General features: G+C 37.3%; 19 protein-coding genes, 24 tRNA genes, 1 rRNA gene and 1 pseudogene. 42 read left to right on the forward strand and 3 right to left on the reverse strand.

Annotation, left to right across the window (positions count from 1 at the left end; all coding sequences use genetic code 11):
• The first annotated feature begins 49 nt into the window (after positions 1-49).
• The 37 genes from rrf to EL101_RS04835 all read left to right on the forward strand — a co-directional run bounded on the left by rrf (position 50) and on the right by EL101_RS04835 (position 16,566).
• Positions 50-164 (forward strand): 5S ribosomal RNA (rrf, locus tag EL101_RS04660).
• Between the two features lie 12 nt (positions 165-176).
• Positions 177-252 (forward strand) — tRNA-Val (locus EL101_RS04665).
• Between the two features lie 22 nt (positions 253-274).
• Positions 275-350: transfer RNA gene (locus tag EL101_RS04670), tRNA-Thr, on the forward strand.
• A 4-nt stretch (positions 351-354) separates the two neighbouring features.
• Positions 355-427, forward strand: a tRNA-Lys gene (locus EL101_RS04675).
• A 4-nt stretch (positions 428-431) separates the two neighbouring features.
• Positions 432-513: transfer RNA gene (locus EL101_RS04680), tRNA-Leu, on the forward strand.
• Positions 514-516: 3 nt separating this feature from the next.
• A tRNA-Gly gene (locus EL101_RS04685) sits at positions 517-591 on the forward strand.
• Positions 592-597: 6 nt separating this feature from the next.
• Positions 598-686: transfer RNA gene (locus EL101_RS04690), tRNA-Leu, on the forward strand.
• 17 nt (positions 687-703) lie between these two features.
• Positions 704-777: transfer RNA gene (locus EL101_RS04695), tRNA-Arg, on the forward strand.
• A 13-nt stretch (positions 778-790) separates the two neighbouring features.
• Positions 791-864 (forward strand) — tRNA-Pro (locus EL101_RS04700).
• A gap of 22 nt (positions 865-886) precedes the next feature.
• Positions 887-962 (forward strand) — tRNA-Ala (locus EL101_RS04705).
• Positions 963-992: 30 nt separating this feature from the next.
• A tRNA-Met gene (locus EL101_RS04710) sits at positions 993-1,066 on the forward strand.
• A gap of 25 nt (positions 1,067-1,091) precedes the next feature.
• Positions 1,092-1,165, forward strand: a tRNA-Ile gene (locus EL101_RS04715).
• Between the two features lie 8 nt (positions 1,166-1,173).
• Positions 1,174-1,266 (forward strand) — tRNA-Ser (locus EL101_RS04720).
• A 17-nt stretch (positions 1,267-1,283) separates the two neighbouring features.
• Positions 1,284-1,357 (forward strand) — tRNA-Met (locus tag EL101_RS04725).
• 14 nt (positions 1,358-1,371) lie between these two features.
• Positions 1,372-1,448 (forward strand) — tRNA-Asp (locus EL101_RS04730).
• A 10-nt stretch (positions 1,449-1,458) separates the two neighbouring features.
• Positions 1,459-1,531 (forward strand) — tRNA-Phe (locus EL101_RS04735).
• 7 nt (positions 1,532-1,538) lie between these two features.
• Positions 1,539-1,614 (forward strand) — tRNA-Thr (locus EL101_RS04740).
• Positions 1,615-1,620: 6 nt separating this feature from the next.
• A tRNA-Tyr gene (locus tag EL101_RS04745) sits at positions 1,621-1,704 on the forward strand.
• 7 nt (positions 1,705-1,711) lie between these two features.
• Positions 1,712-1,785 (forward strand) — tRNA-Trp (locus EL101_RS04750).
• A 2-nt stretch (positions 1,786-1,787) separates the two neighbouring features.
• Positions 1,788-1,860 (forward strand) — tRNA-His (locus EL101_RS04755).
• Between the two features lie 16 nt (positions 1,861-1,876).
• Positions 1,877-1,948 (forward strand) — tRNA-Gln (locus tag EL101_RS04760).
• An 8-nt stretch (positions 1,949-1,956) separates the two neighbouring features.
• Positions 1,957-2,031: transfer RNA gene (locus EL101_RS04765), tRNA-Cys, on the forward strand.
• 14 nt (positions 2,032-2,045) lie between these two features.
• Positions 2,046-2,120, forward strand: a tRNA-Gly gene (locus EL101_RS04770).
• Positions 2,121-2,153: 33 nt separating this feature from the next.
• Positions 2,154-2,227, forward strand: a tRNA-Gly gene (locus tag EL101_RS04775).
• Between the two features lie 36 nt (positions 2,228-2,263).
• Positions 2,264-2,347 (forward strand) — tRNA-Leu (locus EL101_RS04780).
• A gap of 795 nt (positions 2,348-3,142) precedes the next feature.
• Positions 3,143-3,862 carry a trypsin-like serine peptidase gene (locus EL101_RS04785; RefSeq protein WP_096598594.1) on the forward strand — a complete coding sequence of 240 codons (720 nt, stop codon included), beginning with the start codon at positions 3,143-3,145 and terminating at the stop codon, positions 3,860-3,862.
• Between the two features lie 579 nt (positions 3,863-4,441).
• Positions 4,442-5,500: a PTS sugar transporter subunit IIC gene (locus tag EL101_RS04790; RefSeq protein WP_096598596.1), complete on the forward strand. Its 1,059-nt coding sequence runs from the start codon at positions 4,442-4,444 to the stop codon at positions 5,498-5,500.
• Positions 5,501-5,686: 186 nt separating this feature from the next.
• Positions 5,687-7,147: an ABC transporter substrate-binding protein/permease gene (locus EL101_RS04795; RefSeq protein ID WP_096598598.1), complete on the forward strand. Its 1,461-nt coding sequence runs from the start codon at positions 5,687-5,689 to the stop codon at positions 7,145-7,147.
• Positions 7,140-7,865 (forward strand): amino acid ABC transporter ATP-binding protein, encoded by a 726-nt coding sequence (locus EL101_RS04800; protein ID WP_096598600.1) that lies wholly within the window; start codon positions 7,140-7,142, stop codon positions 7,863-7,865. Before EL101_RS04795 ends, EL101_RS04800 begins: the two co-directional genes overlap by 8 nt.
• 157 nt (positions 7,866-8,022) lie before the next feature.
• Positions 8,023-9,153 (forward strand): tRNA epoxyqueuosine(34) reductase QueG, encoded by a 1,131-nt coding sequence (gene queG, locus EL101_RS04805; protein WP_096598602.1) that lies wholly within the window; start codon positions 8,023-8,025, stop codon positions 9,151-9,153.
• The gene (gene trmL, locus EL101_RS04810; RefSeq protein WP_096598604.1) at positions 9,153-9,623 is read left to right on the forward strand and encodes a tRNA (uridine(34)/cytosine(34)/5-carboxymethylaminomethyluridine(34)-2'-O)-methyltransferase TrmL; all 471 of its coding nucleotides are present in this window, start codon (positions 9,153-9,155) and stop codon (positions 9,621-9,623) included. Before queG ends, trmL begins: the two co-directional genes overlap by 1 nt.
• 192 nt (positions 9,624-9,815) lie before the next feature.
• Positions 9,816-10,415, forward strand: coding sequence for a 6-phosphogluconolactonase (locus tag EL101_RS04815; RefSeq protein WP_096598606.1), 600 nt, complete (start codon positions 9,816-9,818; stop codon positions 10,413-10,415).
• A gap of 20 nt (positions 10,416-10,435) precedes the next feature.
• Positions 10,436-10,597 (forward strand): SAS053 family DNA gyrase inhibitor, encoded by a 162-nt coding sequence (locus EL101_RS13215; RefSeq protein WP_164715568.1) that lies wholly within the window; start codon positions 10,436-10,438, stop codon positions 10,595-10,597.
• Between the two features lie 121 nt (positions 10,598-10,718).
• The gene (locus EL101_RS04820; protein ID WP_096598608.1) at positions 10,719-11,162 is read left to right on the forward strand and encodes a hypothetical protein; all 444 of its coding nucleotides are present in this window, start codon (positions 10,719-10,721) and stop codon (positions 11,160-11,162) included.
• 227 nt (positions 11,163-11,389) lie between these two features.
• Positions 11,390-12,775 carry a class II fumarate hydratase gene (gene fumC, locus EL101_RS04825; RefSeq protein WP_096598610.1) on the forward strand — a complete coding sequence of 462 codons (1,386 nt, stop codon included), beginning with the start codon at positions 11,390-11,392 and terminating at the stop codon, positions 12,773-12,775.
• A gap of 20 nt (positions 12,776-12,795) precedes the next feature.
• Entirely contained in the window at positions 12,796-14,322 is a 1,527-nt protein-coding gene (gene ppx, locus EL101_RS04830) for an exopolyphosphatase (protein WP_096598612.1), read from the forward strand.
• 81 nt (positions 14,323-14,403) lie between these two features.
• On the forward strand, positions 14,404-16,566 hold the full coding sequence (locus tag EL101_RS04835) for an RNA degradosome polyphosphate kinase (RefSeq protein ID WP_373364893.1): 2,163 nt from the start codon (positions 14,404-14,406) through the stop codon (positions 16,564-16,566).
• A gap of 65 nt (positions 16,567-16,631) precedes the next feature.
• Here EL101_RS04835 and EL101_RS04840 read toward each other — a convergent pair whose 3' ends face one another.
• Positions 16,632-17,462 (reverse strand): RluA family pseudouridine synthase, encoded by an 831-nt coding sequence (locus tag EL101_RS04840; RefSeq protein ID WP_096541946.1) that lies wholly within the window; start codon positions 17,460-17,462, stop codon positions 16,632-16,634.
• A 153-nt stretch (positions 17,463-17,615) separates the two neighbouring features.
• Here EL101_RS04840 and EL101_RS04845 point away from each other — a divergent pair, with 153 nt between their 5' ends.
• Both EL101_RS04845 and EL101_RS04850 read left to right on the forward strand, forming a co-directional pair.
• Positions 17,616-18,740 carry a GAF domain-containing sensor histidine kinase gene (locus EL101_RS04845; protein ID WP_096598615.1) on the forward strand — a complete coding sequence of 375 codons (1,125 nt, stop codon included), beginning with the start codon at positions 17,616-17,618 and terminating at the stop codon, positions 18,738-18,740.
• Positions 18,740-19,366, forward strand: a complete 627-nt coding sequence (locus EL101_RS04850) for a response regulator (protein WP_096598617.1) — start codon at positions 18,740-18,742, stop codon at positions 19,364-19,366. Before EL101_RS04845 ends, EL101_RS04850 begins: the two co-directional genes overlap by 1 nt.
• Positions 19,367-19,437: 71 nt before the next feature.
• Here EL101_RS04850 and EL101_RS04855 read toward each other — a convergent pair whose 3' ends face one another.
• Positions 19,438-20,319, reverse strand: a complete 882-nt coding sequence (locus EL101_RS04855) for a cation diffusion facilitator family transporter (RefSeq protein WP_096598619.1) — start codon at positions 20,317-20,319, stop codon at positions 19,438-19,440.
• Positions 20,320-20,515: 196 nt separating this feature from the next.
• Between EL101_RS04855 and EL101_RS04860 the strand changes: the two are divergent.
• The 3 genes and pseudogenes from EL101_RS04860 to EL101_RS04870 form a co-directional block, all read left to right on the forward strand.
• A pseudogene (locus tag EL101_RS04860) lies at positions 20,516-21,472 on the forward strand (dicarboxylate/amino acid:cation symporter); the annotation flags it as partial.
• Positions 21,473-21,713: 241 nt separating this feature from the next.
• Positions 21,714-22,046, forward strand: coding sequence for a hypothetical protein (locus tag EL101_RS04865; RefSeq protein ID WP_096597577.1), 333 nt, complete (start codon positions 21,714-21,716; stop codon positions 22,044-22,046).
• A gap of 210 nt (positions 22,047-22,256) precedes the next feature.
• Positions 22,257-22,436, forward strand: a complete 180-nt coding sequence (locus tag EL101_RS04870) for a hypothetical protein (protein WP_096597575.1) — start codon at positions 22,257-22,259, stop codon at positions 22,434-22,436.
• Positions 22,437-22,503: 67 nt separating this feature from the next.
• On the opposite strand, the gene EL101_RS04875 is transcribed toward EL101_RS04870, so the two are convergent.
• Entirely contained in the window at positions 22,504-23,964 is a 1,461-nt protein-coding gene (locus tag EL101_RS04875; RefSeq protein WP_096597573.1) for an N-acetylmuramoyl-L-alanine amidase, read from the reverse strand.
• Positions 23,965-24,022 lie beyond the last annotated feature (58 nt).

Genomic DNA, 24,022 nt, shown 5'->3' on the forward strand with positions numbered 1-24,022 from the left:
AAAATATACTTACTATCTAGTTTTGAATGTATAACATTCAACAACTTAATCTGGTGCCAATGGCAAAGAGGTCACACCTGTTCCGATGCCGAACACAGAAGTTAAGCTCTTTAGCGCCGATGGTAGTCGGACTTACGTTCCGCGAGAGTAGGACGGTGCCAGGTTAATACATAATTGGAGAATTAGCTCAGCTGGGAGAGCATCTGCCTTACAAGCAGAGGGTCGGCGGTTCGATCCCGTCATTCTCCACCATTTTTAAAAATTAATATGAGTAGCCGGCCTAGCTCAATTGGTAGAGCAACTGACTTGTAATCAGTAGGTTGGGGGTTCAAGTCCTCTGGCCGGCACCATGATGAGCCATTAGCTCAGTTGGTAGAGCATCTGACTTTTAATCAGAGGGTCAGAGGTTCGAATCCTCTATGGCTCACTTTGCGGGTGTGGCGGAATTGGCAGACGCACTAGACTTAGGATCTAGCGCCTTACGGCGTGGGGGTTCGACTCCCTTCACCCGCATATGCAGAAGTAGTTCAGCGGTAGAATACAACCTTGCCAAGGTTGGGGTCGCGGGTTCGAATCCCGTCTTCTGCTCCATTATTTGCCGGGGTGGCGGAACTGGCAGACGCACAGGACTTAAAATCCTGCGGTGAGAGATCACCGTACCGGTTCGATTCCGGTCCTCGGCACCATTGTTTCTGTTTCATATGCGCCCGTAGCTCAACTGGATAGAGCGTTTGACTACGGATCAAAAGGTTATGGGTTCGACTCCTATCGGGCGCGCTACATTACCTTACGGGAAGTAGCTCAGCTTGGTAGAGCACTTGGTTTGGGACCAAGGGGTCGCAGGTTCAAATCCTGTCTTCCCGATATCTTTTAAAATTATTTATATGGGGGCTTAGCTCAGCTGGGAGAGCGCCTGCTTTGCACGCAGGAGGTCAGCGGTTCGATCCCGCTAGTCTCCACCATTTAAATTTAATACTAATACAACTACATAAGGCGGCGTAGCTCAGCTGGCTAGAGCGTACGGTTCATACCCGTGAGGTCGGGGGTTCGATCCCCTCCGCCGCCACTAATTTTAGTTGAAAACATTATTAGGACCTTTAGCTCAGTTGGTTAGAGCTAACGGCTCATAACCGTTCGGTCGCAGGTTCGAGTCCTGCAAGGTCCATATAATTCGGAGGAATACCCAAGTCTGGCTGAAGGGATCGGTCTTGAAAACCGACAGGGGCTTAACGGCTCGCGGGGGTTCGAATCCCTCTTCCTCCGCCATTATTATTTTCTATTACCGCGGGATGGAGCAGTTCGGTAGCTCGTCGGGCTCATAACCCGAAGGTCGGTGGTTCAAATCCGCCTCCCGCAATATTATTTATAAGTGGTCCCGTAGTGGAGCGGTTTAACACGCCTGCCTGTCACGCAGGAGATCGCGGGTTCGATTCCCGTCGGGACCGCCATTATTAAAATGGTTCAGTAGCTCAGTCGGTAGAGCAAAGGACTGAAAATCCTTGTGTCGGCGGTTCGATTCCGTCCTGAACCACTTTTTTGCCGGCCTAGCTCAATTGGTAGAGCAACTGACTTGTAATCAGTAGGTTGGGGGTTCAAGTCCTCTGGCCGGCACCATGTCTTGGAGGGGTAGCGAAGTGGCTAAACGCGGCGGACTGTAAATCCGCTCCTTCGGGTTCGGCAGTTCGAATCTGCCCCCCTCCACCATATCAATAGGGGCATAGTTCAACGGTAGAATAGAGGTCTCCAAAACCTTTGATGTGGGTTCGATTCCTACTGCCCCTGCCATGGCGGTTGTGGCGAAGTGGTTAACGCATCGGATTGTGGTTCCGACATTCGTGGGTTCGATTCCCATCAACCGCCCTTTATTTAAAATTAATGGGCTATAGCCAAGCGGTAAGGCAACGGACTTTGACTCCGTCACTCGCTGGTTCGAATCCAGCTAGCCCAGTTACTTTTGGCGGCATAGCCAAGTGGTAAGGCCGAGGTCTGCAAAACCTCTATTCACCGGTTCAAATCCGGTTGCCGCCTCCATTGATATGAAGCATGCGGGAGTAGTTCAATTTTTAGAACACTTTCCTTCCCGGAAAGAGGTATAGGTGTAAGTCCTATCTTCCGCTCCAAATCATTTTAAATTCAAGTTAATCACTCATGACGCGGGAGTAGTTCAATTCTAGAACACTTTCCTTCCCGGAAAGAGGTATAGGTGCAAGTCCTATCTTCCGCTCCATTTTTTCCAATAACTTATTGGATTTTTTTGTATTATGCCGGTGTGGCGGAATTGGCAGACGCGCGGGACTCAAAATCCCGTGTCTTCACAGACGTGTCGGTTCGACCCCGACCACCGGTATCAATAACCATTAATTAGACATCATAGCACATCAGAAACCCTGTTATTACGGGGTTTCTTTTTATTTATTTACCATCGTATGTCCATTAAAATGGCACCCCAATGGCACCACGCTATATTTTCAAGTGGCACGTGCCATTTTTTCGCTGTATCCCTTGTGGTAGTAAGGATGCGGCTATTAACAATGAGTCGTAGATGAATTTAACTTATTACTATTTACCTGTCTTTTTTTAATACATATCGAAATGAAAGACTTACTTACCCCAACCGAGTTAACTCTCCAAATTTTTATGACTACACAGCAATTTGGACACATCTTGGACACGTTTGTATTTTTGTGTGTCCGATGTGTCCATGTCATTATTGTGCATTAAATAACTCAATTGGCCACGAAATTAGTTTTTAAGCACTCATGCCATGTTCCACATTATTGTAATTACTATTTCTGCGCATTGTATTTCTTTCTATTGAGGCTCTTTCACTTTATTAGGTATTAGGTTTTTCTGCTCACGCTTTCAAAATGCGACGTACATAAATCCTAAAAGGACATTTAATCTAATCCTTTTTACATATTTAATGACTTACAGGTTGGTCGAATGATTCATCTTGAAGTCATATCGAATTTGTTGAACACATGTTTCTTATTATAGAAAAACATAACATCATAAAAATCTACTAGCAAAATTCTAAAATAAAAAAAATCAAGACCTATAAGCATAAGAAAAGTAAATTTTAATATAATAAATTCTTGGCAAATATCACCTTTAGTTATATAAATAAATTGTTATCTAGATAATGAAATTAAAACCAAAAAGAGAAAAACATCATGAAAAAAGCTTTATGTTAAAAAGTTTGTCAGCTTTGATTATTTTAAGTTCAGTTGGTTTTGTAGATAGTTCTGTAAATGAAACACATCATGTTGCCCAAGCAGAAAGAAATGTTAAAGAAATTAAAGATGGATATGTTGCCCCCTATATTAGTGTCGTCGCATTTGTTGGGGCAAGTGGGTTTGTTGTTGGACCGAATACAGTTGTAACGAATAAACCTGTCATTAACCATTTAAAGGTAGGAGATAGATTATCTGCACATCCCACTGGCAATACTAGCAAAGGTGGAAATTACACTATCACGGATATGATTCCATATTCTGGTGAAGAAGACTTAGCTATCGTTCACATAAAAAGTAGAAGTGATGCAGGATGGGATTTTAATGAAAGAACAACAATTATGCCACTCGCTAATAGCGGTCAGGCTGGAGAAAGAGTTTCCCTCATAGGATACCCAAGACCTAGAATAAATAAGTATCAATTATTTGAGTCGACAGGAACAGTCATTAAAATTGAAGGTACTCGAGTAATATATGATGCCTTCGCTGAGCCAGGAAATTCAGGCGGTCCTATTGTGAATCTTAACGGTGAAGCTATTGGCGTACATACTGGGTCTGATATTGAAATTACACCATCTAAAAAATCTTATGGCGTATACTTTACTGAAGATATCAAAAAGTTTATTTAACACATAATCAAAAGCAGTAATAAGATAATGATCAGCTACCTATAAATTGAAAAAGCTGAATGCTACAAATGAAATTTTAGAGGACGGCTATGATTTATAGTCGCTTCTTTTTAAAATGTTCAAATAGTAGTAATGTTATTATGTAAAATGATTACTTGAAATAACGTTCATCAATTTAATGATTCGTATTTTCTTATCAATACCAATTAAAACATTGATGCTTATTTTCGGGGCAAGATTGATATATCTTAGGAATAATAATATGCGACATCAATATTGATACTCTAAAGAAGACAAGAGAGATTCACACATATTATTGTGAATGACTATCTCAATTATTGAAGTTCATTCAATTGATTAAAAGAAATCATAATGTATGCAGTTTTTAACATATGAGGGGATTAATAATTTATTTTAAAATAACGATGCCCATGTTGTATATTTTCTTCCAAAAACTGGCTATAAATGAGTGACATGTAAAATATTGTCGAATATTTTGAAGAATTTTCAGAATACTGTTGTACCATAAGTTCACTTATATTATGATTAACCTATTCTGATAAGCGGAGGGTTGCGTAGATGGCGACAAATCAAATTAACAGCAAGCAATTTTTTAGCGTCATTTTAAATGCGGTAGGGGCAGGTGTGGTAATTGCGTTACTTCCTAATGCCTTTCTAGGTGAATTGTTGAAGTTTTTTAAAGACGGTCAACCCATTCTTGAAATGATTTATCAAGTTGTTTTGGTCATCCAATCATTTATGGCATTTATTATTGGGGCACTCGCTGCACATGCCTTTAAATTTCCAGGTCCAGGGGTAACATTTGTAGGGACTTCTGCGATGATTGGTTCAGGAGCATTACAGTTTAAGAATGGTGCGTTTGTATTACATGGCATTGGGGATATCATTAATATCATGCTCATCGTGATGATTGCGTGTCTCATGTTTATTTTATTGTCTGGTAAATTGGGATCATTAGAGATTATCGTGTTACCCGCGTTAATTCCAGTAACTGCCGGCATGATTGGCCTCATGACATTGCCTTATGTAAGTAAAGTAACACAATCATTAGGACATTTAATTCATACGTTTACTGAACTTAATCCATTAATGATGAGTCTTTTAATTGCAATTACATACGCATTATTAATGGTGACACCGATTTCACTTGTAGCAATCGCAACGGCTATCTCTTTAACTGGTTTAGGAAGTGGTGCTGGAAATATGGGGGTTGTGGCAGCTTGTGTTACGTTTTTAATGGGCTCAATGAAAGTGAATAAATTAGGTGTAAATATGGTTTTATTATTTGGTGCGGCAAAAATGATGATTCCTGTGTATTTCAAACATCCTATTATTATCATCCCGTTAATCATTAATGGTTTCGTAGCAGGTCTGATTGCATACTTTGTGGGCATACAAGGTACACCGATGTCAGCAGGTTTTGGCTATTCAGGACTCGTTGGACCGATTAATGCGTTCAACCGTTTAGAAGGGGATCCAATGATGAATATTTTCTTATTGTTCATTGCTTATTTTGTGATTCCTTTTACAGTCGGTTGGTTTGTACATCAATTGAGTAAAAAAGTGTTACCGGGTTATCGAGATGAGATTTATCATTTTGAAGTATTGAAAGATTAAAAGTTGAGCCATCATACATGAATTTGAGATTAATAATAGCATAATGAATAAAACATCAAGCAACGATACAAGGTTGTTTGGTGTTTTTTTGTTACTTGGAAGGTTATTGAAAAATTCTGAAAATGTTATTGCATAAACTTACGTATAAATGTATAATAATCAATATTATCGGGAGGAGGCAATGTAATGAAGTATTTGGGGAAACTGGTGACAATGATGTTAATCGTCGTATTTTGTATTTCGGGAATTCCCACGAAGTATGATGCCCAAGCTGCAAGTGAGGATCAGTGGGATGTCATTAAAGAACGTGGAGAATTGAGAGTGGGGCTATCTGCAGATTATGCGCCAATGGAATTTGAAAGAACGGTGAATGGTGAACGGGAATATGCAGGTATCGATATTGAACTCGCTAAAAAAATTGCGAAAGATAATGGCGTTAAATTAAAAATCGTCAATATGCAATTTGATAGTTTGCTCGGTGCTTTAAAAACTGGAAAAATCGACATGATTATTTCTGGGATGACACCAACAGCTGAACGTAAAAAAGAAGTGGATTTTTCTGATAACTATATGACAGTGGATCAAAAAGTCGTTGTTCGTAAAAAGGATAAAGATAAATTTAAAACGTTGAAAGATTTGGCACATCATCGTATAGGGGCGCAAAAACAAACGACACAAGAAGAATTAGCGCAAAAAGAGATTGAAGGTGCGGATATACAATCATTAACACGTTTGCCTGAAGTCATTTTATCTTTAAAAAGTAACAAAGTGGATGCGATTGTCATGGATAGTGCAGTAGGTAAAGCCTATTTAGCACAAAATGAAGAATTAACTTTTTCAGATGCATCATTTGCAGATTCTAAAAAACCCACTGCTATTGCTGTTCCGAAAGATTCACCTAAGTTATTAAAGCGAGTGAATCAATCTATTGCAGACGTCAATGATCACAATTTGATAGCGAAATATGAAAAAATTGCTGCAGATGCCATGCAAGATGATGGTAGCTTTTTAACAAAATATGGGGCGTTTTTCTTAACAGGTATTAAAAGCACGATTGTTATTTCATTAATCGGTGTTGTATTTGGGGCAGTATTTGGTTCTATGTTCGCGTTGATGAAAATTAGTACAATTCGTCCGTTAAAATGGTTTGCTTCAGCGTATATCGAGTTTTTACGTGGTACACCGTTACTCGTACAAGTCTTTTTAGTGTTTTTTGGTACAACAGCAGTATTAGGTTTAGACATTTCAGCATTTATTTGTGGGGCCATCGCGTTAGTGATTAACTGTTCGGCCTACATTGCAGAAATTATTCGTGCAGGGATTAATGCCGTAGATAAAGGTCAAATGGAGGCGGCACGTAGTTTAGGTTTAAGTTACAGTCAAACGATGAAGTCAGTCATTATGCCGCAAGCGATTAAAAAGATTTTACCTGCACTAGGGAATGAGTTTGTGACAGTCATTAAAGAGTCTTCTATCGTCTCTGTCATTGGTGTGAGTGAAATTATGTTCAATGCACAAGTTGTACAAGGGGCGTCATTTGACCCATTCACACCATTATTAATCGCCGCTGTATTGTACTTTATTTTAACGTTCACACTGTCACGTTTAATGAGCTTTTTAGAAGGGAGAATGAGTATCAGTGATTAAAATTTCAAAGTTAAATAAATCGTTTGGTCAAAATGAAGTGTTAACAGGTATTGATTTAGAAATTGCACAAGGTGAAGTGGTCGCGATCATTGGTCCTTCTGGAAGCGGAAAAAGTACATTACTCAGATGTATGAATTTATTAGAAGTTCCGACATCAGGGCAAGTCATTTTTGAAGGTCGCGATTTGACTGATAATGGCACTAAAGTGGATGAATTACGTCAAAAAATGGGCATGGTATTTCAAAATTTTAATTTATTTCCACATAAAAAGGTGATTGATAATATAATGCTAGCGCCACAATTATTGAAAAAAGGGGATGCACAACAATTAAAAACACGTGCATTGGACTTATTATCAAAAGTAGGTTTGGCAGATAAAGCAGAATCCTATCCGAATCAATTATCAGGTGGACAAAAGCAAAGGGTTGCGATTGCGCGTGCGTTGGCGATGGATCCTGACGTGTTGTTATTTGACGAACCGACATCCGCATTAGATCCTGAAGTGGTTGGAGAAGTATTAGCAGTTATGAAATCACTCGCTAAAGAAGGAATGACCATGGTTGTCGTGACACATGAGATGGATTTTGCGAAAAATGTGAGTGATCGTGTTGTATTTATGGCAGATGGTGTAGTGGTAGAAGATGGACCACCGCATGAAATATTTGAAAATCCGCAACATGAACGTACACAAAACTTCTTGAAACGTGTGTTAAACTAAAAATCAATGAAAGAGCTAGGAATTTAATTTGATTCCGGCTCTTTTTTAGTTGAAGCGTCAAATGATGTAGATGAGATTCCGAGCTTCTATGGAATAATTCCACGCAATGACAGTCAGATATGTTAAAATAGTATGGTGATTTTAAAGAGGTGACATGATGGATGTACGGGCATTGAAAGAAGAGATAATCGCATATGCACACACAATAGGTATCAATCGTATTGGTTTTACCACTGCAGACCCTTTTGATGAATTGAAACAAAAACTTGTCGATTATCATGCAAAAGGATATGCATCCGGTTTTGAGCCGTCTGATATCGCTTTACGCACAGAGCCGAAATTATCATTACCGACTGCACGTTCAATTATTGCGATTGCTGTCGGATACCCGAATAAATTAAAAGGTGCGCCTAAAAGTGTTCGCGGTGATCGTCGAGGCATGTTTGCACGCGCATCATGGGGGCAAGATTACCATTCGATTATGCGGCGACGTTTAGATGATTTGGCTGCTTTTATACAAAGTAAAGTACCTGATGTAGAGCTCATGTCAATGGTGGATACAGGCGTGCTATCTGACCGTGCTGTTGCAGAACGCGCGGGGCTTGGATTTGTAGGACGCAATGGTTTCGTTATTAATCCTGACTTAGGGACGTGGTCGTATTTAGGAGAAATGTTAGTGAGTATTCCATTTCCACCCGATGATCCACTCCTTGACAGTTGTGGTGACTGTACGATTTGTGTCGATCGTTGTCCTACTGGCGCGCTCGTTGGTAATGGGCAATTGAACAGCCAAAAATGTATTAGCTTTTTAACTCAAACGAAAAGCTATTTACCCGATGAATATCGTTATAAAATCGGTAATCGTCTATACGGTTGTGATACGTGTCAACAAGTTTGTCCGAAAAATCGAGGCATTAATACGGAACAAGACGATATACATTTAGAGCCAGAAATTTTAAAACCACGATTAGTTCCATTACTGAAAATGAATAATAAGACGTTTAAAAATACATTTGGACATCTTGCAGGTGCGTGGAGAGGTAAAAAGCCGATTCAACGTAATGCGATTCTTGCACTGGCGCATTTTAAAGAAGAAACAGCAATTCCCGATTTAAAAGATGTGGCTGAAACGGATCCGAGACCTATGATTCGTGCGACGGCCTTTTGGGCAATTGGTCAAATTTTAGGTGACGCGGCCAAAGATTATGTCATGTCACATTATGATAATGAACTTGAAGAAGTCCAAGTCGAGATGATTAAAGGATTAGAAATGAGGAGAGATGAATAATGCCAATTCATGTAGTTTTATATCAACCAGAAATTCCTGCGAATACGGGGAATATTGCACGGACATGTGCAGCGACTGACACACATTTACATTTAATTCGTCCACTAGGTTTTAGTACTGACGATAAAATGTTGCGACGTGCCGGTTTAGATTATTGGAAATATGTATCGATTACATATTACGATAATATTGAATCATTTTTTGAACAAACAGAGGGCCAATACTTTTTACTGACAAAGTTCGGCTCAAAAAAACATACGTCTCAAGATTTTTCAAATGTTGATGAAAACTATTATTTTATTTTCGGGAAAGAAACAACAGGATTACCAGACTGGGTGAAAGATGAGTATGATAATACAGCGTTACGTATCCCGATGAACGAAAATGTACGTGCATTAAACTTATCGAATACTGCAGCAATTTTAGTTTATGAGGCGTTAAGACAACAAAATTATCCGAATTTACAATAGATAGGGACGAATTTCATAACATTGTTCAAAGTTTGAGGTTCGCACAAGAACAAATGTGTAAAAAAGGTTATAATAACAATAACGGAGAACCTTCCGAATGTTCCTCATTTTTTAATGTTTTAATTGATGTTTAAAATGGGTATGTAATTATTAATGTAAAAGACGAGTAGGACAATAGAGGAGTGTACGATAATGGCAATGAATTTTAAAGTATTTAAAGATGCAGAAACAGCAGCAACTTTCACAGCAGATATCTTAAGAAAACAGTTAAATAACAATCCGACATCGATTGTAGGGTTTCATTTGAATCAAGAAGAAGCACCTGTATTAGATGCATTAAAAAAAGATGTCGATCGTCATAGCGTTGATTTCAGTCAAATTCATGTATTGGATTACGACGCGCAACAATCATATTATCAAGCATTAGGTGTCCCAGAAAAACAAATTCACCACGTACCAGAAGATGAAAAAGTGGAAGCATTTATTAAACATCATGCAAAAACAAAAGATAATAAAGGTAAATTGACACTACAAGTCGTGACTATCGATACAGAAGGTCAAATCGGTATTCCTATGAATGACGCCTTATTACCAGCGCGTGAAATTATTGTTGTCGTGACAGGTGCAGCGAAAGCAGAACAAGTGAAGAAATTATACGAAGAAAACGGGAATACAACATTTATTCCTTCAGCATTAAAATCACATCGTATGGTAACTGTTGTCCTTGATGAAGTAGCTGCACAAGGTTTACCTGAAGATGTGCGCAATTACTTTACTTCACTGTACGCATAAGAGAAGAGGTGACGGGCATAATGAAAGACGAACAAAAGCATTATGACAATGAAATGGTTGATAGTTTTGATGATGTCGTGGAGCTCGGGAAAGAAATGGAACAAATTTCTGAAGCGAACGATGAAGAGAAACTCAATCAATCCCATGATTCAAAAGTGCGTTTTGATAAAGACACAAAATAGACTATAATGAGAAGGCTGGTTTCCCATGATGATGGTCCAGTCTTTTTATTTTCTTTCGTGTACGTTAAGACAAATGTGATAAAATGGGAGCGTGTTTAAAAAATGATGAAAGGTGACATACATGAAGTTACATCAGAAATGGATTACGTTAATTATAATTTCGACAATCATCAACTTATTATCGATTAAAGCCTTTCCATTGGCGTTAGGGACGTTATATTTACCGGTATTGTTTAAAATTGTGCAACTCCAACTGAACTTATCCAATGGTTTAGTCGACGATGCACAATCACACGTTCAAACTTTTGTGAAAACGAATCAAAAAGGCATCGTCATCAGTGTTATTTGTTGTATCGCGATAACAGTCGCATTGACGATTTATTTAGATGATTTTTACAATCAATTCAGTGGCTTTTTAGGTTTGTTAATCCAAATCAGTCCGGTCACGATGGTAATAGGCCTTGTTTTGTATATTTTGGCAGCTATTGCAGTCGTTCAAGCTGTGAAACACAAATTTATGCACACTGAAGCGGTAAAAGTTAAAGAATCGACTTCAAATGAATAAATGATGGATTGTTTTCATTGAATTATCCCTTTGTAGAGGCGATGGATTTGTCTTTCAATATGCTACTTTTACATATTGTAGAAATAAGGTTGAGAAATTAATTTTCTCGGCCTTTTTTATTGGAAGAAAAAACGTAATTGCACGCCAATGTTCATTGAATGGCGATTTCGTTTAATGCTATAATTTAAGTGACAAGAATATTCAAAAATTAAAGGGGAGCGAGAGATATGTCAGTAAGAATTGAACATGATACATTTGGTGAAATTGAGGTACCTGCAGATAAATATTGGGGTGCGCAAACACAAAGAAGTAAACAAAATTTTCCAGTTGGTAAAGAAAAAATGCCAATTGAGGTCGTTTATGGTTTCGCACAATTAAAACGTGCAGCTGCATTGGCAAACAATGAATTAGGAAAGTTAAGCGATGCGAAAAAAGATGCGATTGTACATGCTTGTGATCGTATATTAGCAGGCGAATTAGATGAACATTTTCCATTAGTTGTGTGGCAAACAGGAAGCGGTACACAAAGTAATATGAATGTGAATGAAGTTGTCAGCTATGTGGCGAATGAATACTTAAAAGAAAACGGCAGTGATGAAACAATTCACCCGAATGATGATGTCAACAAGTCACAAAGTTCTAATGATACATTCCCAACAGCAATGCACGTTGCACTATATCATGAAGTGGAAAAACATTTAGAACCTGCCTTGAAAGGATTGCGTGAAACGTTCTATAAAAAAGAAAATGAGTTTAAAGACATCATTAAAATTGGTCGTACACACCTTCAAGATGCGACACCGATTACGTTAGGCCAAGAAATTAGTGGTTGGCGCTATATGCTTGACGTGTGTGAAAACTTATTAGCAGAATCTAAAAAGCATATTTTAAACTTAGCTATTGGCGGCACAGCAGTGGGTACTGGTATTAATGCACATCCTGAATTTGGTACAAAAGTTGCAGGATATATTGCGGAAAATACAGGTTATCCATTTGTATCATCTGAAAATAAATTCCATGCGTTAACTGCACATGACGAAGTGGTTCAATTACATGGTTCACTCAAAGCACTTGCGGGTGACTTAATGAAAATTGCGAATGATGTCAGATGGTTAGCTTCCGGTCCTCGTGCAGGTTTAGCGGAGATTTCTATTCCTGAAAACGAACCAGGTTCATCGATTATGCCAGGTAAAGTGAACCCAACGCAATGTGAAATGTTAACAATGGTAGCTGTACAAGTCATGGGTAACGATACGGTAGTCGGTTTCTCAAGCTCCCAAGGTAATTTCGAATTAAACGTCTTTAAACCTGTCATTTTGCATAATACATTACAATCTATTTATTTATTAGCTGATGGTATGGAAACATTTAACCAAAACTGTGCAGTAGGTATCGAACCTATCCCTGAAAACATCGATAACTATTTGAACCGTTCATTGATGCTTGTAACTGCGCTGAACCCACATATCGGATATGAAAAAGCAGCAGCCATTGCGAAAAAAGCACATAAAGAAGGGTTAACTTTAAAAGAATCTGCAATTCAATCTGGTTATGTAACAGAAGAACAATTTGAGGAATGGATTAAGCCAGAAAACATGGTCCACCCGAAATAGTATGGAGGCAAGTTTTAAACATGGAACGTAACGGTTTAATAGATATTGGTTCAAACACGATTCGCTTAGTGATTTTTCAATACGATCCAAAAACAGGATTAAACGAAATTCAAAACATTAAAACACCGGCACGATTAAGTCAATATTTAGATTCTGAACAACATATGACGCAAGAAGGGATCGATGTTTTAACGACAGCACTCAGAAGTTTTAAAAAGGTAGCGACAGATTTTGAAGTAGAACATTTGTATCCGATTGCGACAGCAGCGATGCGTCAATCCAAAAACCAAAAAGCGATTTTAAAACATATTCAACAAGAACTCGACCTTGAAATTATTATGATTCCTGAAGAAGATGAAGCTTTTTATGGCTCTTATGCAGTTACGCACACGACAAGTATTCGAAATGGGATCACTGTCGATATTGGTGGGGGCTCCACAGAATTAACGCTTTTCAAAGATAAAAAAATTAAAGAAGCCATCAGTTTTCCGTTCGGTGTTGTCACTTTAACACGGATGTTCTTTGAAGGAAAAGAGCATAATGATAAAGATGCGATTAAGAAAATGGAAAAGTTTTTGAAAAGTGAATTTGGCAAAGTGTCATGGATACAAAATCAGCATATTAATTTAGTCGGTATCGGTGGTTCTGCGCGTAACTGTGCGCGTATTCATCAGTCTTTACATCAGTATCCTATCGCAGGCGTTCATGGCTATACGATGGAACAAAGTGATTTAAAAGAAGTATTTCAAATGCTTAAAAAATCTTCACGTGACACGTTAACGACTTTAGATGGGTTGAGTCGTGACCGTGCAGACATCATTTTACCTGCCGTATCGGTATTTAATGTGTTATTCGACATGATTGATGCGACAGCGTTCACTTTTTCAAGAAAAGGGATACGTGAAGGTTTCATTATGAATCAAATTGCTAAAAAGTATCCAAAAGAATTTAATAAAACCAATGTGCTACAAGATGCGTTACGTCATTTAGCGAATGAGTATAAAATCGAGGAAAGTGGCGCCAATCAACGAGTTAAGCTAGCCGAATCGCTCTTAGAACAGTTGACGAAAGAAAAAAAGCTTAAAATTGATGAAGATTTAAAGCAAGTTTTTCTTGAGGCAGCGTATATTTATTATTTAGGTCGATTTATTGATTCCGATTCGAGTTCCCAACATACGTATTACATTATCGCAAATTCGGGAATTAACGGTTTATCACATAAAGAGCGTGTGCGACTGGCATTACTCGCAAGCTTTAAAAATAAAACGTTACTCAAATTGTATAGTGAAGAGACAAATTGGTTTTCTGATGATGAACTATCAGACATTCAAGCGTTAGGGGGCATTATCAAGTTTGTAAATGCGTTAAATATCTCTAATACAAACAGTGTCCAAGACGTGAAATTACAGGCAACAAAAGAAGGTTACGACTTGTTTGTCAATGATCAAGGTGAATCGATTGCCGAATCTTATCAATCTAATCGACAAAAGAAACATATCGAAAAAGTACTTAAAACAAAGGTTAATATTATTTTTACAAATGCTTAAATAATAGCCCATTCATTTTATGTTACGCTTAATAGGGACTTGTGCTATGTTTTGTAGAATATTAATGGGGTGACAATGAAAGTGACTATTGAAAAAGGAAATTTGGACCTGAACCATCCAGATTATTATAACAATCGTGAAGTCAGCTGGTTAGACTTTAATTATAGAGTATTGCAAGAAGCCTGTGACGATCAAAACCCATTACTCGAGCAACTTAAGTTTATTGCGATTGGGAGCGCAAATTTAGATGAATTCTTTATGGTGCGTGTGGCAGGTTTAAAAGACCAAGTCAAAATGGGATTTGATAAGCCTGAGAATAAAGCGCAATTAACGCCGCAACAACAGTTAAAGGCAATTGAACAGAAAAATCGTCAAAACGTTGCCTTTCAATACCATCGTTTCAATACTTTAGTTGAAACTTTGAAAACATATGATGTGTATTTATGTAAACCGGATGTATTAAACGAAGACATGCGAAAGCAACTGGAACGCATCTTCTTAAATGATATTTTGCCGACATTAACACCGTTGGGCATTGATGCATATCGACCATTTCCAAAACTCAATAATAAAACATTAAACATTTTTGTTGATATTGATACTGGTGATGAAATTAATTCTGCAATCGTTCAAATTCCGACATTATTAAACCGTTTTATTACAATTAATGAAGGCAATCGTCAATACATCATTTTAATCGAGGATATGATTTCCTTTTTCATGGGTCATCTTTTCAAAGGATATGAAATTCTGAATACGTATGCGTTTAGAATTACAAGAAATGCCGATTTAACGATTCATGAAGATGGTGCCGAAGATTTGTTGATTGAAATTGAACGCTTTTTAAAAGAGCGTAAAAGTGGTGCAGCCGTGAGATTAGAAATCGATCATCGTGAACAACAAGAGATGCAAATGGATTGGTTGATCGATACGTTAGAATTAGAACCACAAGATGTGTATTATACGAATGGCCCACTTGATTTAACGATGGTTTTTGAATTAGTTGATCATTTATCACATAAATTAAAAGACTTGAAATATGAACGCTATACACCACAAGTGCCGCAATCATTAGGCAATGACAATGTGTATGATTTAGCGTTGAAACGTGATATTTTCTTCCACCACCCGTATGAATCCTTTGATCCGATTGTTGATTTTATTACGGAAGCATCTGAAGATCCGGATACATTGGCAATTAAACAAACGTTATACCGTGTCAGCAGCGATTCACCAATTATTGAAGCACTTAAAAATGCCGCTGAAAATGGTAAACAAGTCACGGTATTGGTGGAGTTAAAGGCGCGTTTTGATGAGGAAAATAATGTGCATTGGGCAAAAATGTTGGAAGAAGCGGGTTGTCACGTCATGTATGGGATGACACATTTAAAAACCCACAGTAAAATTACATTGGTCGTTAAACGTGTCAATGGTACGCTCGTTCCTTTCGTGCATTTAGGTACAGGAAATTACAACGATAAAACGGCTAAATTGTATACGGATATGGGTATCATTACAACAAATCGTGAAATTGGAGAAGACGCAATGAATTTCTTCAATTATTTGAGTGGTTATTCCATGAAGCCAGATTATCAACAATTGATTGTGGCGCCATACGAAATACGTGACTTATTTATAGAACGTATCGATGAAGAAATCGAAAGCCATCGTCAACACGGAAACGGTAAAATGATGATGAAAATGAATTCATTGACGGATAAAGCGTTAATTAAAAAGCTGTATGAAGCATCACAAGCAGGCGTACAAGTGAAATTAATTATTCGTGGAATCTGTTGTTTGAAACCTGGTATTCCGGGCATTAGCGAAAATATTGAAGTCGTAAGTATCGTCGGACGTTTGTTAGAACATTCGCGTATTTATTACTTCTATAACAATGGCGAAGAGAAAATTTATTTATCTTCTGCAGATATGATGACGCGCAATATGATTAAACGAGTTGAAATTTTATTCCCAATTTTGGACAAACGTATTGCGAAACGATTGGTAGATTATATGCACTTACAACTTTCTGACAATCAAAAAGGCCGTTATCAAGATGATTCGGGTGTGTATCATTACGTTAAAAATGAGTTAGCACCAATCAACTCACAAGAATATTTAATGCGAGAAGCACAAAAATATGGGTTAGCATTGTCCAAGCAAAATATGATTGAGACAGGACAACCCGTACGCGCAAAAAGAAATTGGATGGACCGTGTGAAAGGGCATCTGAAGCGGAAATAATGAACAGTTTAAAAAGGGGCTTAGACATGGTGTTGTCTAAGCCCCTCAAATCTGCCTGTAATCAATTATTGTTCAATATCATCAATCGTCACAGAAATCGGTTGTTGCGTGATAGGATGCGTCATTTCAATTTGATAACTTTCAAGCTGTAATTGACGTAATTTCGAATCACTATATAATGGATCCCCCAGCACAGGGTAACCGATTTCAGCAAGATGTACACGAATTTGGTGCGTACGACCGGTATCTAACTTTAACAGCACTTCACAAACGCCTTCTTTAATCATTTCAGAAGACAAGATATGTGTCACTGCACGTTGACCAGTAGGAGAGACACGACGTTTATTCGGGTGGAATTTATCCTTGCCAATCGGTAAATCAATCGTTTGTGGCTTAATGGGCAACAAACTTTTCACTTGTGCTTTATAAATACGATGAATGTCATTATTTTCCAACATACGATCTAATATTTTTTTAATAATCGGATGCTTTGCCACAATAAGTAAGCCGACTGTCTCTTGGTCAAGACGATGAATAGGCTCAACATAAGGGTGGTTCAACGTATAAATGACATGGTTCATTAATGTATTACTTTCTTTTAAATCATTCGGATGTGTTTTCACGCCTTTAGGTTTGTAGACAATCGCTAAAAAGTCGTCTTCATAAGCGATTTGTGCATAACGATAGCTCGGTAAATATTGACTTTTCGCGTCTTCATCAGGAATGTAAATTTCGTCACCTGTATGGACGATAGTTTGTAAATTTGCAGCTTCATTATTCACTGTGATAGATTTTGACATATTTAATGTATGCAACTCTTTTTTCGGCAATTGTAATGTTTTAAATATGTCACGAATGGATTGTTCATTAAATGTATCGGCAACTTTAAATTTCATAAAATCCTCCTTAATTTCTTTTATCATAACACAAAACGAAAGGCGATTGATGGTTTTATTCATTGAAACAACGTGTATAATAAAGTTAAATGTACATCCATGTACGAATAAAAATTGGATGATTGATGTGAAGCAATGAGTGGAGTGACAATAATGGAAAAACCAACAAGATTGGCGTTATTAAAGGAAATTGCGGAGTTCCTTAACGAAGAAACTGAATTACAATCCATGCTCGACGGTGCGCTAGACTCTTTAATTAAGGGAAGCGATTTTACGACAGGATGGATATTTTTTATCGATGAAGAAGGCCACCATACATTAGAGTCACAGTATTCATTACCATCAGCTTTAACGAATCGCCAATGCCATTATATGAAAGAAGGGACATGTTGGTGTGTTCAAGCATACCATAATCACAAATTGACCAAAGCCTCTAATATCATTAACTGTTCGCGCATTAATTTAGCCAGTCGAGAATTTGTGACAGAAACTGAAGATATTACCCATCATGCGACAGTACCTTTGCGATCTGGTAATGAGCAATTTGGACTGTTAAATGTCGCGACGCCGTTTACGACACATTACTCAGATGAAGACCTCGAATTGTTAGAATCTGTCGCATTTCAAATCGGTTCTGCGATAAAACGGATTGACTTGAACAATCAAGAGAAAGAAGCGGCACGCATTAATGAACGTAACCGTTTAGCCCGAGATTTACACGATTCGGTTAATCAAATGTTGTTTTCTTTAAAATTAACTGCACATGCGGCAGGACAAATGACACAAGAGGAAACGTCAAAACGTGCGTTTATGCAGATAGAACAAACGAGTCAAAACGCTGTGAATGAAATGCGCGCGTTAATTTGGCAGTTAAAACCTGTAGGCCTCGAAAATGGACTTGTTCATGCATTGAAAAATTACGCGAGTCTTATAGGTCTAGATATCGATGTGACCGTCAAAGGACTCATTGACTTAGAAAATAAAATTGAGACCCACCTGTATCGTGTCATGCAAGAAGCGATGAATAATACGAAAAAGCATGCGCAAACGAATCATATGGATATTGTGCTGAACCAAACAGACGAATATCTGATTGTAGAATTGAAGGATGACGGCGTGGGATTTGACGTGACTCAAATGGATACAGCCGAAAAACACGGATTGTCGAATATGCGACAACGAATTAAATTTTTAAAAGGAACAATAAATATGACAAGTGATCATGGGACAGAAATTACAATACGACTACCACTTCAACAGCCAAGGGAGGGACAATAATGCCTAAAATTGCACTTGTGGATGATCATTTTATAGTAAGGCAAGGTTTAGAATTTTTACTTTCGACACAACCACAAATAGAAGTTGTAGGAAGTTTTGGGGAAGGTCAAGCACTATTAGATGCACTAGCAACCGATCAAATCGAACCAGAACTTATCCTTGTTGATTTGGTCATGCCTGAAATGAATGGGATTACACTAATTCAAAAACTGAAGGAACAACATGCAGATATTAAAATATTAGTGCTCACAAGTTATGTGGATGAAGAGCATGTCATGTCAGCGATGCAAGCAGGTGCAGACGGTTATGAAATGAAGGATGTCGAACCAGAAGCATTAATGACCTCTATTGAGACGGTTTTACAAGGAGATAAAGTGATTCATAAAGATGCGCAACAGGTGATGGATATTGTCATTACAAAGCCGCATATGCTCAATAAATTGTCCAAACGGGAAACAGAAGTGCTGAAAGAAATGGCGAAAGGGAAGACGAATAAAGAGATTGCTGAAACCTTATTCGTATCGGAAAAGACGATTAAAACACATGTAAGTCACATTTTCTCTAAATTGGAAGTGACCGATCGTACACAAGCGGCGATTTATGCCATGGAGAATCATTTGTTTTAATTTGAAATTATTGAATAAAAAACAGGAGTACGGCGCATCATAGCCCATTCTCCTGTTTTTATTTTGATTGCTTACTCTATGTCATTCAATAAATACGGCTCAATATGTACAATCGTTTCAACTTCACCTAGCCGTGCTTGCAATTTTGATTCAATATGATCAGATATTTCATGACTTTCGATGACATTTAAATTGGGATCGACAGCGATTGTGACATCGATAAATGAAATAACACCGTGACTTCTCGCTTTAATATCACGAATCTCTTTAATGCCAGGAATTGAAGAAATAATCTGTTGAATTTGTGCCAGTTCTTCCTCATCATAGCCATCAGTAAGTGTAACGGCCGTCTCTTTAAAAATATCGATACTTGCTTTCATAATGAGCAAACCAATCACAATTGCTGCAATCGTATCGAGCATCGGCACGCCCATATAAACACCTAAAACGCCAATCACCGTACCAATCGACACAAGTGCATCCGAGAGATTATCATAACTTGCTGCTCTTAAAGCACTACTATTCACTTTTCTAGAAAGATTACGATTGAAAATAAATACAGCAAACATAACAATACTTGAAATCAGACCGACTATAATAGCAGATTGGCTTGGCTGAACGAACTCGCCTTGGTAAAAGTGCTTCACGCCGGTAATAATCACTTGAATACTCACCGCAAACATAATGAATGAAGCAATGAGTGATGCGATAAATTCAGAGCGATAATGGCCATAAGGATGATTTTTATCCACAGGCTTCATGGAAATTTGAAGTGCGATAAGTATAGCGATAGAACTAATGACATCTGTCGCGTTGTTAATACCATCAGCGACCAAACCATGACTGTTTGCTAACCATCCGTATGCAATTTTTAATAATGTTAAAAATGTATAAGTAATGATGCTTAGTGTTGCGCCTTTTTTAGCTTGAGAAATTTTATATTCTAATTGCAACGAAAACACCTCTAAAATTAATTGATAAGCATTTAAGACTGTAATTTCTTAACCTTTTTCATAATGATATGTATTTAACTTTACTATTATCCTATGAAAAGTGTGATAAATCTAGTAAAAACTATAAAAATAATGATTGCAATATTGTTAATTTTCAGACTATAATGTTGTTATAACATTAAAGGGGATAGTGAATATGAAATTTAAAGGATTAACAGTGAAAATTATTATAGCATTAATTTTAGGGATTGCGTTAGGTTCGATTTTCAATTTCTATGTCGGGTCTAAGTTTGTCGGATTTATCGATCAATATGTTTTTAACGTCATTGGTCAAATCTTCTTAAATCTGATCTTTATGCTTGTAGTACCCGTTGTATTCGTGTCGATTGTACTCGGTGTGATTGGCGTTGGTGATCCCAAATTACTAGGTGGCATTGGCTTAAAAACCCTCGTCTTTTTCTTATCGACAACAGCGATTGCGATAACGTTAGCGATGTGTTTGGCATTAGTCGTTAAACCAGGTGCTGGCCATTCAGACTTATTAAAATCAGAAGAAGTTACGACATATCAAAAGAAATTAGATGATCAAAAGGCAACTGGGGCTTCTCCAATCAATCAAACATTTGATCAAACTTTAATTAATTTCTTCCCGAAAAATGCGATTCAGTCAATGACAACAGGAAATATGCTTCAGATTATTACATTTGCGATTTTCATCGGTATCGGTATTATGATGGTAGGCGAACGAGGACGGATAGTACATCAATTTTTCGAACAGTTTAATGAAGTCCTGATGTATATTATATCGATGGTAATGAATGTATTTGCGCCAATCGGTACATTTGGACTTGTCGCACATGCATTTACAGGCGCAGGTTTTGGTGCAATCAGACAACTCGGTTTATACTTTATCGTTGTATTAGCCGCACTTTTTATTCATTTCTTTGTCGTTTATGGCGGTGCAGTGAAGTTTTTAGCCGGTCGTAGCCCAATTGAATTTTTTAAAGGTTTCTTCCCAGCAATTACAGTTGGTTTCGGGGGCTCAAGTTCTAACGCGGCACTTCCGGTTTCAATGGAATGTACGAAAAAAATGGGTGTCAAACCAGAAATTGCATCTTTCGTTCAACCTTTAGGGGCAACTATTAATATGGATATTAATAAAACATTTTATGCTTGGTACACATAAGTGATTAATACTTCTTAAACCCTTGATACTACTAGCTTCGTGAATTATATTTCAAATAATTACCTCTTGCGTCCCCCTCTTTAGTTTCCATCATTTTTAGTATTTGAGCAACAAATTATTACTTTATTTTTGGTTTTTCAAAATTAATATGGAAATGCATAATGGTTTTGACTATAATTATAATTAATTAAACAAAAGGAGAAAATGTATGAAAAAATTATTATTAACGCTTACTGTTTTATTTATTGGAATTGTATTAAGTGCTTGCACTGATTCAGAAATTAAGAAATTAAATGGTAAATGGGAGGGATATGATGGGGAAACTCAAGCAATTATCACTGTGAAAAATGGTGAAGGGAAAATATTAGAAAATGACGGTTCTTCAAGCAATATAGATTCTAAAGCACAACCACATAAGTTTAAAATAACAAAAGAGGGAGAACAATTGCTTGCTATCGATGAAGAAGGAGATAAAGTTGACATTCAACTTGTTGGAGATAAATTAATAATAGGAGATATTCCTTTCACAAAAGTTGAATAAATTACAATTTACTTTAAGATGATTTACTAATTATTTTCCACCAATCGGCTAACTTCCCATGATGGTCTTGTTTGCATATTCATTCCACACAAACTTTTAATAATTCAAATTAAGTAGTTGATTTATGACGTTTTATAGCTTATATTATTTATATAGAACATGTGTTCGTTATAAGAACGAAAGTTCGTATGTAGTGGGAGGAATGTTTCAATGCCAAATGTAGCAGTAAAATTAGAAATCAATAACAAAATGACTGAGCAAGAAAAGTTAATGTTCCAACAAGACAATATCGCTGATGTGATTACGATGTTGAGAAGCAAGTCGGGAAATACAATTATTCTTAAAAATGAGGATAGTTTTAAGGTTGAGTATGATGTGATGAAGGGTTAGTCTCTAAGAGGTTGTAAAAACAAAAAGATAAGGAGTTAGGCATAAGCGCTTAACTCCTTTTATGATTCTATCCATAAGATTTAATATTTAAAGTACCCCATAATGTTTTGTCAACTTTAACTTTACCAGTTTTACCAATCTTACCAATTGGCATATAAAATTTACCAGCTGACGGATTAGTAGGGTACTCAAAGCGAATCCACCAATAACCGTCTTTCTTAATTAATCTATCAAACGGCACCCATTGGTTCGGGTAAATCCATGAATTTACATCTACTTTAGCTGCATTTAATCCAACTGAACGTCTAACAACAATAGGCTGACTGTTACTAGCAAATGTAGTAAATCGACCTTTCCATGCCCATTCAGTTTTAGGTTTATTCCTATTATTAGCGGCAGGCGCTGGTTTCTTATTAGTCACTTTAGCGACAACTTTTTTCACTGCCACTTTTGCTTTATCTTTTGTTGGTTGTTTAACAGACTCTAGTTTCCCACCATGAATATCCTCAGCAATACTACGAGTGTACGACTCAAGATTGTTAATAATGTTATTCATGTCTTTAACACTTGTGATGAAACCAAGCTCTGCTAAACGATAGTTTACACCTTTATTTTTTGCAACGTTGACGTTTAATAAATTATCTCTAGGGTCAATATTTCTAATAGTGCCAACAAAATGATAGATAGTGTTTTGAATAGCCTTATCTAGAGTGTCAGGTACTAATCCTAAACCAATAATAACATGACCACCACTAGCTTGAGCACCAGCGGCATCTAAATGGAATTCAGTTACATTATCGAAGCCTTGTCTAGCTACCCAATACATACCATAGTCTGAATAGTTACCTACCATTTCGCCATATCGAGTGTCTTGGAATAAGTCTTGGTTCATTGTTTCTCCGCCATAAAGATGTACATCATGTCCAACTTTTCGTAAATGTTTTGCTACATTAGGCACAATATTTTTACGAATAAAGTCACGTTCATTATATCCATTAGCAGCAGCACCACTATCATTAGACCAATAACCTAAACCATGCCCAGCAACTAATAAGATTTTCTTTTTGGACAAGTTACCACTTCCTTCGCTTTTATACTTAGGTCTTACAAATTTCATATCGTATTCATAACTATGTTTTCTTCGTGTTGTTACTTCGGTCTTATTCATTCCTCCACCAAACCAGTTTTGCTCTAGCAAGACGATGTAATCCAAAGTAGCTTCAATCACGATTCCTACATGTCCATATCCACCACCGAAACGACTACTGAATATTGCTAAATCACCTTTTTCAGCCAAGAACTCAGGCGTATTTGGATATATGTATGCTTCTTGAGTTAAGTCATTCCATCTCGGGTCAGGAATATCTTTTGCACCTTCACCTTTAAGACCATGACCAAAGATATAATTCCAGTAATAGTTAGCAACATCGAAACATTGCCAACCAGCAAAATTGTCAAAGTCTAAACCTTTGCCTTCTAAGCTAAGTGCATAATTTATTGCTTCTTGTTTTGTTTTAGAAGGAGCCATTAAATCACCTCATTTTGTGTAAATAAAAAAAGCTGACCGTAATTAGCCAGCTTGCGTT

Origin of the sequence: Staphylococcus delphini (assembly GCF_900636325.1) — a bacterium.
GTDB classification, from domain to species: Bacteria; Bacillota; Bacilli; order Staphylococcales; family Staphylococcaceae; genus Staphylococcus; species Staphylococcus delphini.